General features: G+C 68.6%; 10 protein-coding genes and 1 pseudogene. 2 read left to right on the top strand and 9 right to left on the bottom strand.

The window, feature by feature from the left end; all coding sequences use genetic code 11:
* Window positions 1–11: 11 nt before the first annotated feature.
* The 4 genes from G6N23_RS02440 to G6N23_RS02425 form a co-directional block, all read right to left on the bottom strand.
* Window positions 12–1,358 carry a DUF2254 domain-containing protein gene (locus G6N23_RS02440; RefSeq protein ID WP_085261601.1) on the bottom strand — a complete coding sequence of 449 codons (1,347 nt, stop codon included), beginning with the start codon at window positions 1,356–1,358 and terminating at the stop codon, window positions 12–14.
* On the bottom strand, window positions 1,358–1,846 hold the full coding sequence (locus G6N23_RS02435; protein ID WP_085261600.1) for a glutathione peroxidase: 489 nt from the start codon (window positions 1,844–1,846) through the stop codon (window positions 1,358–1,360). The genes G6N23_RS02440 and G6N23_RS02435 overlap by 1 nt, the downstream gene beginning before the upstream one ends.
* A gap of 91 nt (window positions 1,847–1,937) precedes the next feature.
* Window positions 1,938–4,067 (bottom strand): S9 family peptidase, encoded by a 2,130-nt coding sequence (locus G6N23_RS02430; RefSeq protein WP_085261599.1) that lies wholly within the window; start codon window positions 4,065–4,067, stop codon window positions 1,938–1,940.
* Window positions 4,064–4,960: a phosphoribosylaminoimidazolesuccinocarboxamide synthase gene (locus tag G6N23_RS02425; RefSeq protein ID WP_085261598.1), complete on the bottom strand. Its 897-nt coding sequence runs from the start codon at window positions 4,958–4,960 to the stop codon at window positions 4,064–4,066. The genes G6N23_RS02430 and G6N23_RS02425 overlap by 4 nt, the downstream gene beginning before the upstream one ends.
* 108 nt (window positions 4,961–5,068) lie before the next feature.
* On the opposite strand from G6N23_RS02425, the gene G6N23_RS21805 reads away from it, so the two are divergent.
* A complete protein-coding gene (locus G6N23_RS21805; protein WP_095174025.1) occupies window positions 5,069–5,704 on the top strand; it encodes a hypothetical protein in 636 nt (211 codons plus the stop codon).
* A gap of 22 nt (window positions 5,705–5,726) precedes the next feature.
* On the opposite strand, the pseudogene G6N23_RS02415 reads toward G6N23_RS21805, so the two are convergent.
* From G6N23_RS02415 to G6N23_RS02395, 5 genes and pseudogenes are all read right to left on the bottom strand, one after another.
* Window positions 5,727–6,677: pseudogene (locus tag G6N23_RS02415) on the bottom strand (tellurite resistance/C4-dicarboxylate transporter family protein); the annotation flags it as partial.
* 6 nt (window positions 6,678–6,683) lie between these two features.
* A complete protein-coding gene (gene purB / locus G6N23_RS02410) occupies window positions 6,684–8,102 on the bottom strand; it encodes an adenylosuccinate lyase (protein WP_085261596.1) in 1,419 nt (472 codons plus the stop codon).
* Between the two features lie 42 nt (window positions 8,103–8,144).
* Entirely contained in the window at window positions 8,145–9,566 is a 1,422-nt protein-coding gene (pntB, locus tag G6N23_RS02405) for a Re/Si-specific NAD(P)(+) transhydrogenase subunit beta (RefSeq protein WP_085261595.1), read from the bottom strand.
* 42 nt (window positions 9,567–9,608) lie between these two features.
* Entirely contained in the window at window positions 9,609–11,135 is a 1,527-nt protein-coding gene (locus G6N23_RS02400; RefSeq protein WP_085261594.1) for a Re/Si-specific NAD(P)(+) transhydrogenase subunit alpha, read from the bottom strand.
* Between the two features lie 116 nt (window positions 11,136–11,251).
* On the bottom strand, window positions 11,252–11,881 hold the full coding sequence (locus tag G6N23_RS02395; RefSeq protein WP_085261854.1) for a TetR/AcrR family transcriptional regulator: 630 nt from the start codon (window positions 11,879–11,881) through the stop codon (window positions 11,252–11,254).
* A 78-nt stretch (window positions 11,882–11,959) separates the two neighbouring features.
* Between G6N23_RS02395 and G6N23_RS02390 the strand changes: the two genes are divergently transcribed.
* Window positions 11,960–12,796, top strand: coding sequence for an alpha/beta hydrolase-fold protein (locus tag G6N23_RS02390; protein WP_085261593.1), 837 nt, complete (start codon window positions 11,960–11,962; stop codon window positions 12,794–12,796).
* The last annotated feature ends 13 nt before the right edge of the window (window positions 12,797–12,809 follow it).

Raw genomic sequence — 12,809 nt, 5'->3', positions numbered from 1 at the left:
ACACCGGCTGGCTACGGGGTCATCCGGCGGCGACGGCTGTGGTTGGCCGGGTCGGTGCTGTTGGCGGCGATCGCCCGCAGTCGGGCCAGGTCGCGCGGATGCAGGTCCGGGGCCTTGGTGAGGGATTCCATCAACAGGTCGGCCTGCTCACGCAGCGCGGGAATGTGTTCGGGCCGGCCCTGTTCCTCGACGTGGACGACCAACATCCGCACCACCCGCAGGATCGTCGCCGCCACCAGGGGCTGAGACGGTGCGACGTGACGGAGTTGATCGAAGCCGTGCGCGATGTACTCCTTGGCGTTAAGGCCCCACGGTCGCAGCAGTATCCGCCCCTCCGAGCCGGCCACCGCCACCAACGGCAGGGGCACCACCAGCAGGCGGCGCAGTAGGCTGCCGACGCGCAGCGTGGCCTCCACCGCGGTGGTGGGGTCGTTGATCGCCGAGCTCAGCGCGCGCAGGCCGATATCGACGAGCTGACGGAACGCGAAGTCGATGTCCTCCTGCATGGTGCGGCTGCCGCTGACGGCGATCGCCCGGGTCAGCTTGTGCCGCACCCGGTCCGGGTGCGCCGGCGGCGGCCAGATCGTGACCAGCGGCTGACCCAGGTGGATGTAGGCGCCAACGCGCGTGTCCAACCGGATCTTGGTGTTGGGCGGGATGGCGGCCAACAGCCGCTGACTGTCCACCCGGCTGATCCAGCCGTTGCCCGGCGAGGTCAGCCGCAGCGCCTCCGGCGGAGCGTCCATGTCGGTGTCGGGGGCCGGTTGCTCGTCGACTGCGGCGGCCACCACGGTGTCGATCACCATCGAGCCCTCCGCGGCGATCTCCCGCACCACCTGACCGACTTCGAGCCGGTGAGCCAGATGGTCGACGTGGGCGATGATGGTGATGACCGTGACGATCGTCAGCACCACCGCCACCGTCACCGTCACCGGCGGCGCGGGGACCGGCGAGGATCCGTCCAGATCCGGCAGGCTCAGCACGCAGTACACGAACGTCGCGACCAGCAGGCCGATCACCACCTGGCTGAGCCGGTCCCGGATGAACCAGCGCATCACTCGCGGCGACAGCTGCGAACTCGCCAGCTGCAGGCTCACGATGGTCAGCGAGAAGATGACCCCCGCGGTGGTGATCGTCGCGCCGGCGATCGTGCTGAGCAACGTGGTGGCCACCCCGCTGTCCATCTTCAGCAGGAATCGGGGCGACGGCCCGACGCGCCGGTCCACCGCCCGGGAGAGGATGGCCAACAGCATGCCGCCGAACACGATCAGCAGCGGCAGGAGAAACAGGCTCTCGCGGAACCGGTAAGCCAGCGCCAACGCCCTGATACTCGGGAAGCGCTCCGAGCGGGTACGCATTAGTTCGGCAGGACGGCCTCGATGGCGGCGATCACCTCGGGGGCGTCCGGGACCGTGGTGGGCCGGAAGCGGTTGACCACCGTCGACCCGGGGGCGAGCAGAAACTTCTCGAAGTTCCACTGCACGTCGCCGGCGGAGCCGTCGGCGTCGGCGGTCTTGGTCAGCTCGGCATACAGCGGGTGCCGGTCATCACCGTTGACGTCGGTCTTGGCCAGTAGCGGAAACGTGACCCCGTAGGCGGTCGAGCAGAAGGTCTGGATCTCCTCGGGGGTTCCGGGTTCTTGGCCCATGAACTGGTTGCAGGGCACCCCGAGCACGGTCAGCCCGCGCTCGGCGTAATCCCGGGCGAGCTTCTCCAGGGCGCCGTACTGCGGGGTCAGTCCACATTTGGAGGCGACGTTGACGACCAGGACCGCGCGGTCGGCAAAGTCTGCCAGCGATGTGGACTGGCCGTTGAGGGTGGTCAGGGGGATTTCAGCGAGGCTCATGGCCGCGAGGTTACCCGCTGACGGCGCCGGGGTCGCGGCCCATGGTCGCCACCGCGGCGAAGGTGCCGGCGGCGGCGAACGGTTCGCCCGATCAGTGTTTCCCGGGAAGGTCGCAGCCGGCCGTCGCCAGCAGCCAGGCGTATTGGAACGCGATCTCCTTCCAGCGCTCATATCGCCCGGAAATGCCGCCGTGGCCGGCGTTCATCTGGGTTTTCAGCAGTACCTGGTTGGCGTCGGTCTTGCTATGCCGCAGCGCCGCAACCCACTTCGCCGGCTCGACGTAGTACACCCGGGTGTCGTGCAGTGAGGTCATCGCCAGGATCGGCGGGTACGCCCGGCCGGTGATGTTCTCATAGGGCGAATAGGACTTCATGTAGAAGTAGACGTCCTTGTCGTCCAACGGGTTTCCCCACTCGTCCCACTCGGTGACGGTCAGCGGCAGCGACGGGTCCAGGATCGTGGTCAGCGGGTCGACGAACGGAACCTGCGCGACCACGCCGGCGAACAGTTCCGGCGCCAGGTTGGTCACCGCGCCCATCAACAGCCCGCCCGCGCTGCCGCCCATCGCCACCAGGTGGGCCGGCTTGCAGATCCCGGCCTCGCCCAGGTGGCGCGCCACGGCGACGAAGTCGGTGAAGCTGTTCTTCTTCTCCAGCAACTTGCCGTGTTCGTACCACAACCGGCCCAGCTCGCCGCCGCCGCGGACGTGTGCAACGGCGAACACCATGCCTCGGTCCAGCAGCGACAGCCGGGCGATCGAGAACTGCGGGTCCTCGCACATCTCATAGGCGCCGTAACCGTAGAGCAGCGTGGGAGCCGGTAGTTCGATTCCGGCCCTGTGCACGACCGACACCGGGACCCGGGTGCCGTCCTCGGCATAGGCCCAGTCCCGGTATTCGACATAGTCTCCGCTCCGGTACCCACCGAGCACCGGCTGCTCTCGCAGCAGGGTGCGTTCACCGCTCGCGAGGTCGATGTCGTAGATACGGACCGGGGTGATGAACGACGTCGCGCCCACCCGCAGTTTCGGGCAATCCCAGTTCGGGTTGGCCGCCAGGCCCGAGGAGGTCAGCTCGGTGTCGAACGTGATCTCCTGCGGCGGTAGATAATCACCGTCGCCACTGATCGGCCACAATTGAAGGCGCGGCAGCCCCTCGGCTCGGTAGCCGACGACGAGATGGTGCGCGAAGGCATCCACCACATCAAGACGTACGTCATCACGCCCGGCGATCAGGGTCTGCTGCGCGGTCGGGTCCTCCACCGGCGCCTGCACCAAGGTGAAGTTGACCGCACCGTCGTTGTGCAGGATGAGAAACCGGTCCCGGCCGTCGAGAATCGCGTGCTCCACCGAGTATTCGACGCCTTCGCGGCGCGGCAGCACCACGGTGAACTCCGCCTGCGGATCGGCCGCGTCGGCGTAGCGCACCTCGGAGGTGATCGACGACCCGGCCGCGATCAGCACGTAGGCGTCGCTGCGGGTGCGCCCCACCGACAGCCAGAACCGTTCGTCGTCCTCGTGGTAGACCTGCTCGGCGGGCCGGTCGGCGCCGATCCGGTACCGCCACACGGTGTCCGGGCGCCAGGCCGCGTCGACCGTGACGTAGTAGACGGTGCGGTTGTCGGTCGCCCAGGTCACCCCGGCGCCGATCCCGGCGATCTCGTCGGGGAGCAGTTCGCCGGTGGATAAGTCCTTGAACCGCAGCGTGTACCGCTCATCGCCGATGACGTCGACGGAGTAAGCCAGGATATTGCCGTCCGGGCTGACGCCGGCGGCGCCGAGCGAGAAGAAGTCGTGACCCTGCGCCTCGGCGTTCTGGTCCAGCAGCACCTGCTCGCCGGGGATCTCGGTGGCCCCATCGAGTCGGGGCGGGACCCAGTCGTCGTCAGAACCGACGGGACACCGGCACTGGACGCCGTACTGCTTTCCCTCGAAGGTGCGTCCGTAGTACCACCAGTCGCCGCGCCGGGCCGGCACCGACAGGTCGGTCTCCTTGGTGCGGGCCTTGATCTCGTCGAAAATACTCTGCCGCAACGGTTCCAGGTGCGCTGTCGCGGCGTCGGTGTAAGCGTTCTCAGCCTCCAAATGGGCGACCACCGCGGGGTCGGACTTGTCTCGCAGCCATTCGTAGGGGTCGATGAAGACGTCCCCGTGGTGGGCGCGAGTGGTTTCCACTCGCTTGGCCGAAGGGGGATCCGGCAGCGCTCGTGAGACGTCGGTCATACCCCGGGGCCGACCCAGTTATCGAAGGACAGGCCTGAGATGCGTTCGTAGGCCTCCACATAACGGGCACGGGTGGCGGCAATGATGTCATCCGGGAGCGGCGGGGGCGGCTCGGTGCCGGCCCGATCCCAGCCGGATTCCGGGCCGGTGAGCCAGTTGCGCACGAACTGCTTGTCGAAGCTTTCCTGCACCACCCCGGCCTGATAGTGATCGGCCGGCCAGTACCGCGACGAGTCGGGGGTGAACACCTCGTCGGCCAGCACCAGATTGTCGTGTTCGTCCACCCCGAACTCGAACTTGGTGTCGGCGATGATGATTCCCTTGGTCAGGGCGTGGTCGGCCGCCTGAACGTAGGTCTGCAGGGTGCGATCGCGAAGCTGGCCGGCCCGCACCGGCCCCACCAGGTCGATCACCTGCGCGAACGCAATGTTCTCGTCGTGCTCGCCGATCTCTGCCTTGGTGGCCGGGGTGAACAGCGGATTGGCGAATTTGCTGGCCTCCACTAGGCCGGGCGGCAGCGGAATGCCGCAGACCGAGCCGCTGCGCTGATAGTCCAGCAGGCCCGAGCCGGTCAGGTAGCCGCGTGCCACGCACTCGATCGGCATCATCTGCAGCTGGCGCACCACCAATGCCCGGCCCAGCACCTCATCGGGGATGCGCGGGTCGTCGGGCGGGCCGGCCAGGTGGTTGGGGGCGTTGACGAGGTCGAAGAAGAAGACACTCATCGCGGTGAGGATCCGGCCCTTGTCGGGGATCTGACTGTCCAGGATGTAGTCGAACGCCGAGATCCGGTCGGTGGCGACGAACAACAGGTGCTTGTCGTCGATCCGATACAGTTCGCGGACTTTGCCGCTGGCCAGGTGCTGGTAATCGGAGAGCGCGGGACGCGACATCAGGCCAGCTTAGCGGCGGTCGCGAGCGCGGCGGAGCCGGGCGCGCAGCGGACCCCCACCGTCGAAACCAGGGGCAGGAGACCGTTCGGGTGTGTTGGGATCGGATCCATGACTTCACGGTTGCTGCCCTACGCCACCTCCCCCGGCCGCCTGTTGGCCCAACTGTTCAGCGACGCCGTCGTCGCGGTGTGGACCTTTCTGTGGGTTCTGGTCGCCCTTGCGGTGCACGGGGCGGTAGCCACCATCGCCGGGGTCGGGCGGCAGTTCGAGCGGGGCGCCAATGGCGTGGCCGAGAGTCTGGCCTCGGCCGGGCACAGCGCGGATCGCATTCCGCTGGTGGGCGACGCGGTGAGCAAGCCGCTGACCGCAGCCGGTGAGGCGGCCGTCGACATCGCCGGCGCCGGCCACAACCTGAACACCACCGCCGGCTGGTTGGCCTACCTGCTGGCGATCGCGGTCGCGGCACCGCCGATCCTGGCGGTGGCGATGCCGTGGCTGGCGCTGCGGCTGCGGTTCTTTCTGCGCAAGCGGGCGGTGTTGACGCTGGCCGCCACCCCGGCCGGTGAGCAACTGCTCGCACTGCGCGCGCTGAGCAACCGGCCGCTGGGCAAGCTCACCGCGGTCAGTCCCGATCCGGTCGGTGCGTGGCGGCACGCCGACCGCGCCGTGATCGCCGGCCTGGCCGCCCTGGAGCTGCACTCCGCGGGTCTGGCCCGGCGATCTCGGCGCGCCCCTGCGCCATAGCCGGCGCGGCGCGGGAGCAGTCGCGCCGGAACCGCAGCAGCCCGGCGACCGCCACGATCACCCAGGCCGTCAGCGCGTTCCAGAAGAACACCAGCGACACGGTCTGCAGGGCGGGCGCCTGCAGCTCCGCGGCGATCGCACCGGTGGCCACCGAGTACATCCCCAATGGGAAGATCAGCGCCCACCACGCGCCGGTGAGTTGCAGGACCGCCGGACGCCGGTTGACCCGGTGCAGCACGAAGTAGACCAGCGGCGGGATCCATAGGCTGGCCACCGCCCAGGTCGCGATGGTGACGGCACGCACCGGACCTGCCAGCCAATCCGCGGCCCCGCGGTAGATCGTGTGGCCGGCCAGGGTGGCAATAGCCAACGCCCCCATCAGGATCCAGTCATCGGGCTCGAAGCCGTCGCGGTCCTTGCGCTCATGCACGGTGCGCCGCAGGATCAGCCAGGTCATCACGGCGTAGACCGCGATCGCCAGCAGCCACACCACCACCGCCAGCCCCGCCCAGCCGCGAGCACCGGTATGGCGGGCGACCTGCGCGGCGACGATCGCCAGCCCCGACGTGCCGACGCCGGCCAGTTCCCAGGCACCGTGGGCGCGGGCACGCAGCTCGAGCAGGCCGGACGAAGCCATGTTGCGGCACGTCAGGGCCACCAGTGCCAGCCAGGCCGTCAGCGCCAGCAGGCCCAGGCCACGCACCACCACCGGGTGGGCGACCAGTCGGGAGTCCAGTACCGCGCACGCGGCGACGAAGGTGAACAGCCGCAGCGTCACGTCAGGGTCGCGAAGATCCCAGCGGGGAACGGCGCGCACCGCGGCCACCGTCAGCATCACCAGCGCGATGGTCGTCAGCACGCCCAAAATGTCCGAGAGCCAAGGGTAGTGGTGGTCGCGCGCGCCGATCGACAGGATGCCGGTCGCCATCACTACCGCGAAGGCGTCCGGTGCCGGCCATCGCGTCACGCTCATGGCCGGTTAGAGAATCGCGCCCGGGGTGTAGCCGGCCGCCTCGGGATACCGGTCGGCCAGTTCGGTCACCGCGGCGGCGACTTGGTCGACCTGGTCGGCGGCTGCGCCGGTGAACGCCTGCCGGTCGGCGACCGCTGCCTTTAGTGCTGTACGGTCCAGCGGCAGCCGCTCGTCGGCGGCCAACCGGTCCAGCAGGTCGGGTTCGGCGCCGCGTTCCCGCATCGCCAGAGCGACGGCCACCGCGTGTTCTTTGATCACCTCATGGGCCGCTTCGCGCCCCATCCCGGCGCGCACCGCGGCGATCAGCACCTTGGTGGTGGCCAGGAACGGCAGGTAGCGGTCCAGTTCGCGGGTGATCACCGCCGGGTAGGCGCCGAATTCGTCGAGCACGGTGAGGAACGTCTCGGTCTGCCCGTCGATGGCGAAGAACGCGTCGGGCAGCGCAACCCGGCGCACCACCGAACAGAACACGTCGCCCTCGTTCCACTGCGCCCCGGCCAGCTCGGCGGCCATCGACGCGTAACCGCGCAGCACCACCTGCAGGCCATTGACCCGCTCACAACTGCGGGTGTTCATCTTGTGCGGCATCGCCGAGGAACCCACCTGGCCGGGCGCGAAACCCTCAGTGACCAATTCATGGCCGGCCATCAGGCGGATGGTGTGGGCCAGCGATGACGGCCCGGCGCCCAGTTGCACCAGGGCGGAGACCACGTCGTGGTCCAGCGAGCGGGGATAAACCTGCCCGACACTGGTCAGCACCGCGGAGAACCCCAGGAATTCTGCGACAGAGCGCTCCAAATGCGCGAGTTTGGCGGTGTCGCCGTCGAACAGGTCCAGCATGTCCTGGGCGGTGCCCATCGGACCTTTGATGCCGCGCAGCGGGTAGCGGTCGATCAGCTCGCGCACCCGGGTCAGCGCCATCAGCGTCTCCTCGGCCGCCGAGGCGAACCGCTTACCCAGCGTGGTGGCCTGCGCGGCGACGTTGTGGCTGCGCCCGGCCATCACCAGGTCGCGGTAGGCCACCGCGTGGTGGACCAGCCGGGCCACCACCGCCAGCCCGTGGCTGAACACCAACTCCAGCGACTGCCGGATCTGCAGCTGCTCGACGTTCTCGGTCAGGTCGCGACTGGTCATCCCCTTGTGCACGTGCTCGTGGCCGGCCAGCGCATTGAACTCCTCGATGCGGGCTTTCACGTCGTGGCGGGTCACCCGCTCGCGGGCGGCGATCGAGGCCAGGTCGACGTCTTCGAGGACGGCCTCATAATCGGCGATCGCCTGTTCGGGTACCCGCACGCCCAGTTCGGATTGGGCGCGCAGCACCGCCAGCCACAGCCGGCGTTCGGCGACGACCTTGGCCCGCGGCGACCAGATGTCGGTCATCGCGGTGCTGGCGTAACGGGCGGCCAGCACATTGGGGATACTCACGAGCAGCTAGCTTACGGTGCTGGCGGCGGCCGGCAGCAGGTCCTACAGCGCGTGCAGGATGTCCTCGACCCGGTCCTTGGCGTCGCCGAACAGCATGGCCGAGTTCTGCCGGAAGAACAGCGGGTTCTGCACGCCGGCGTAACCGGATGCCATCGAGCGCTTGAAGACGATCACGTTGTCGGCCTCCCACACGGTCAGCACCGGCATCCCCGCGATCGGGCTGGACGGGTCTTCGGCGGCGGCCGGGTTGACGGTGTCGTTGGCGCCGATCACCAGGACGACGGAGGTGTCGTCGAAGTCCTCGTTGATCTCGTCCATCTCCAGCACGATGTCGTAGGGCACCTTGGCCTCGGCCAGCAGCACGTTCATGTGCCCGGGCAGCCGGCCGGCGACAGGGTGGATGCCGAAGCGCACGTTGATCCCGCGCTCGCGCAGTTTGCGGGTGAGGTCGGCGACGCCGTACTGGGCCTGCGCGACGGCCATGCCGTAGCCCGGCGTGATGATCACCGAGTCGGCGCCGGACAGCAGCTCGGCCACCCCTTCGGCGGTGATCTCGCGATGCTCGCCGTAGTCCTTGTCGTCGGACGGGCCGGCCTCGATCCCGAAGCCGCCGGCGATCACCGAGATGAATGACCGGTTCATCGCCTTGCACATGATGTAGGACAGGTAGGCACCCGAGGAGCCGACCAGCGCGCCGGTGATGATCAGCAGGTCGTTGGAGAGCAGGAAGCCTGAGGCCGCCGCGGCCCAACCGGAGTAGCTGTTGAGCATCGAGACCACCACCGGCATGTCCCCACCGCCGATGGAGGCCACCAGGTGCCAGCCCAGCGCCAACGCCAGCACGGTGACCACGATCAAAAGCCACAGCTGCGGATCACGTACGAACCACACCGTCAGTGCGAAGAACGCGACCAGGGCGCCGACATTGAGGAAGTTCTTGCCGGGCAGCATCAGCGGGTTGGATTTCATCCGTGCCGAGAGCTTGAGGTTGGCCACGATCGAACCGGTGAAGGTGACCGCACCGATGAACACCCCGATGAACACCTCGGCGGAGTGGATGCCCAACAGCCCCCCGGCGTCCAGTTCGCTGGCTGCGGCACCGAGCGGACGGTGCTCGACGTGCAGATAACCGTTCCAGCCGACCAGCACGGCGGCCAAACCGACGAAGGAGTGCAGCAGTGCGATCAACTCGGGCATGCCGGTCATCTCGACCACCTTCGCCCGCCACAGCCCGATCGCCGCGCCGACCACGGTGGCCCCGATCAGCAGTCCCAGGCCGACCGTCCCGATGCCGTGGTGCACGGCCAGCGTGATCGTCGCGGCCAGCGCCACCGCCATGCCGACGATGCCGAAGCTGTTGCCGGCCTTGGACGTTTCGTGCTTACTCAGCCCGGCCAGCGCCAGGATGAACAACAGCGCCGCGACGATGTATGCCGCAGAGGCGGCGGTGTCAACAGAGAACATAAGCGGGTTCTACTCCAACTATTGGGGCGTCTTGGGCAGGCTCTAGCTGCGGGAGAACATGGCCAGCATGCGGCGGGTCACCGCGAAGCCACCGAAGATGTTGATGCTGGCCAGCAGGATCGCCGCGGTCGCCACCGCCGTGATCGCCGGGTCGTCGTGACCGATCTGCAGCAGTGCTCCGACCACGATGATCCCCGAGATGGCATTGGTCACCGACATCAGCGGTGTGTGCAGCGCGTGGTGCACATGCCCGATCACGTAGTAGCCGATCACAATCGCCAGCGCGAACACCGTCAGGTGTACCTGCAGCGCCGCGGGGGCCAGCGCCACCAGCACGAACAACACCGCCGCCGCGCAGACCACCAGTCCCAGCCGCCGCGCGGGCGGCATCGGCGCCTTCGGCGACGGCGCGGCCACCGGGGCTGCTTCAGTGGCCTTGGCCGGCGCGGCCGAGACCTGCACCGGCGGCGGGGGCCACGTCGACTCACCGTCGCGCACCACCGTCATCGACCGCTGCACCACGTCGTCGAAGTCCAGCACCAGCTGGCCGTCCTTGCCCGGTGTCATCAGCTTCATCAGGTTGACCAGGTTGGTGCCGTAGAGCTGCGAGGCCTGCGCGGGCAGCCGACCGGCGAGGTCGGTGTAGCCGATGATCGTTACCCCGTTGTCGGTGACCACGGCCTGGTCCTTGACGGTGCCTTCGACGTTGCCGCCGTTGGCCGCGGCCATGTCCACGATCACGCTGCCGGCTTTCATCGACGCCACCATTTCGGCGGTGATGATCCGGGGCGCGGGCTTACCGGGAATGAGCGCGGTGGTGATGATGATGTCGACGTCTTTGCACTGCTCGGCATAGAGCGCCGCCTCGCGGGCCTTGTAGTCGTCGCCCATCTCCTTGGCGTAACCGGTCGCCGAGACCTCGGCCTCATCGGACTCGATCGACAGGTACTCGCCACCGAGGGAGCGGACTTGATCGGCGACCTCGGGCCGCGGGTCGGTGGCGCGCACGATCGCCCCCAGGCTGCCGGCCGCGCCGATCGCGGCCAGACCGGCCACCCCGGCGCCGACCACCAGCACCTTGGCCGGTGGCACCTTGCCGGCGGCGGTCACCTGACCGGTGAAGAAGCGGCCGAAGACATGAGCGGCCTCGATCACGGCCCGGTAGCCGGCGATGTTGGCCATCGAGCTCAGCACATCCAGGGATTGCGCCCGCGAGATCCGGGGCACCGCGTCCATCGACAGCGCCGTGATCGGCCGGCGGGCCAGATCCTCCACCCGATCCGGGTTCAGTGCCGGCGCCAGCAGGCTGATCAGTGTCGCACCCGGCTTCATCGCGTCCAGCTGCTCGGTCGAGGGAGCGTTGACCCCGAAGACGATGTCGGCGGCGCGGGCGTCGCCGATGGTTGCGCCGGCTTCGACGTAGGCCGGGTCGGTGAAGGACGACGCCTCCCCGGCGCCGGCATCCACTACGACGTCGTAGCCGAGCTGGATCAACGCAGCGACCGTCGCCGGCGTCGCCGACACACGCGTCTCAGTGGGCTGCGCCTCGGATAGGACACCGATATTCATGACGTAGCTCTCCGCATTCGCTTCTCGTAGGCGTTTCTAGGTGTCTTGGCACTCCCGGTTACTCGCCAGTAGCAAACAGCGGCAACGGGGTCGCCGCAGCATACCGTGTGAGCTTCTCAGGCTGACACGGCGCGTTGGTCCAGCGGCGCGAGCAGGTCGATCACGTCGATCACCGCCGCCCGGGCAACGACCCGCGGCCCCTGCCGGTCGTCGACCAGGGCCGCCATCACCGCCCCGTCAACCAGACAGACCAGGGCATATGCCATCTCAACCCGGGCGATCCGCCCGGAACGTTCGACGGCTTCGGCGACAGCGTCGGACCGCTGGTGCAGGATGCGGCGCTGGATTTCCCGCAGGGCGGGCTGGCGGGCGCAGACGATGGACCGCTCGTAGCGGGAGATGAGCTGCTCGGCGATCTGGGTGCCGTTCGCCGGTTCCTCATGCGACCCCACCAGCAGGTCCACCAGCATGTCCGCGGTGGTCTCGGCGGTGCGCCGCCGGCGGGACAGGCCGGCGATGCGGGCGCGCAACTGAGCGACCTCCAACATTCCGATGTGTTCCACCGCACTGGCGATCAGGTCGTCCAATGAGGAGAAGTAGTAGGTGGTCGACGCCAACGGGAGACCCGCGCGCTGCGCCACCGCACGATGCCGCACCGCTTCGAAGCCGCCCTCGCGCAGTAGCTCGGCGGCGGCGCTGATCAGGGCATACCGTCGGCGTTCGCCCTTGGGCGTGACCGCTGTCATCACGCCTAGAGATGCTGCCAGCACAGCTGGCGCCGCATCATCGGTTTCCGTCTTTTCGGACAAACGGCGCGTGCTGGCATGATGACCGCCATGCCGGACTTGAGCCGACGGGCGGTGCTGCGTCTCGGCGCCGCAATGGGCACAGTGGGCGCGGCGGGTTCGCTGCTCGGCGCTCGGCCGGCGTCGGCCGCGCCGCCGCAGGCGGCGCCGACGATGACGACCGGCTCGTTCCCCTCGGCGGCGCGTGGTGGAATCACCACCAATTGGGCGATAGCCCGGCCGCCGGGACAGACCGAGCCGCTGCGGCCGCTTATCGCATTGCACGGCAAAGGCAGTGACGCCGCGACGGTGATGGCCGGCGGAGTCGAGCAGGGGCTGGCCGAGGCGGTCGCCGCCGGGCTGTCGCCGTTCGCGGTGGTGGCCGTCGACGGCGGCGGCAGTTACTGGCACCGGCGCGCCTCCGGGGAGGACTCTGGCGCGATGGTGACCGATGAGTTGCTGCCGTTGCTGGCAGACCAGGGTCTGGACACCTCCCGGGTGGGTTTCATCGGCTGGTCGATGGGCGGTTATGGCGCACTGCTGCTCGGGGGCCGGCTCGGTGCCCGCAGGACCGCGGCGATCTGCGCGGTGAGTCCCGCACTGTGGCTGTCGCCCGGGGCCACGGCGCCGGGAGCGTTCGACGGCGCAACGGATTTCGCAGCTAACTCGGTCTTCGGGATGCCGAGCCTGGGATCGATCCCGATCCGGGTGGACTGCGGCAACTCCGATCCGTTCTATTCGGCGACCCAGGCCTTCATCGCGCAGTTGCCCAGTCCTCCGGCCGGAGGATTCTCCCCGGGCGGACATGACGGGGCCTACTGGAGTTCCCAGCTTCCGGCCGAGTTGACCTGGATCGCCCCGCTCTTAACGGCCTAGTCAGTTCCTCAGC

This window comes from Mycolicibacter terrae, assembly GCF_010727125.1.
Lineage (GTDB): Bacteria > Actinomycetota > Actinomycetes > Mycobacteriales > Mycobacteriaceae > Mycobacterium > Mycobacterium terrae.
This window is presented reverse-complemented; position numbering and strand designations above follow the sequence as displayed.

Coding starts and splice junctions, on each gene's coding strand:
- G6N23_RS02390 (WP_085261593.1), top strand. CDS start 11,960: ATGATGACCGCCATGCCGGACTTGAGCCGACGGGCGGTGCTGCGTCTC.
- G6N23_RS02440 (WP_085261601.1), bottom strand. CDS start 1,358: ATGCGTACCCGCTCGGAGCGCTTCCCGAGTATCAGGGCGTTGGCGCTG.
- G6N23_RS21805 (WP_095174025.1), top strand. CDS start 5,069: ATGACTTCACGGTTGCTGCCCTACGCCACCTCCCCCGGCCGCCTGTTG.
- G6N23_RS02430 (WP_085261599.1), bottom strand. CDS start 4,067: ATGACCGACGTCTCACGAGCGCTGCCGGATCCCCCTTCGGCCAAGCGA.
- G6N23_RS02425 (WP_085261598.1), bottom strand. CDS start 4,960: ATGTCGCGTCCCGCGCTCTCCGATTACCAGCACCTGGCCAGCGGCAAA.
- pntB (WP_085261595.1), bottom strand. CDS start 9,566: ATGTTCTCTGTTGACACCGCCGCCTCTGCGGCATACATCGTCGCGGCG.
- G6N23_RS02400 (WP_085261594.1), bottom strand. CDS start 11,135: ATGAATATCGGTGTCCTATCCGAGGCGCAGCCCACTGAGACGCGTGTG.
- G6N23_RS02395 (WP_085261854.1), bottom strand. CDS start 11,881: ATGACAGCGGTCACGCCCAAGGGCGAACGCCGACGGTATGCCCTGATC.
- G6N23_RS02435 (WP_085261600.1), bottom strand. CDS start 1,846: ATGAGCCTCGCTGAAATCCCCCTGACCACCCTCAACGGCCAGTCCACA.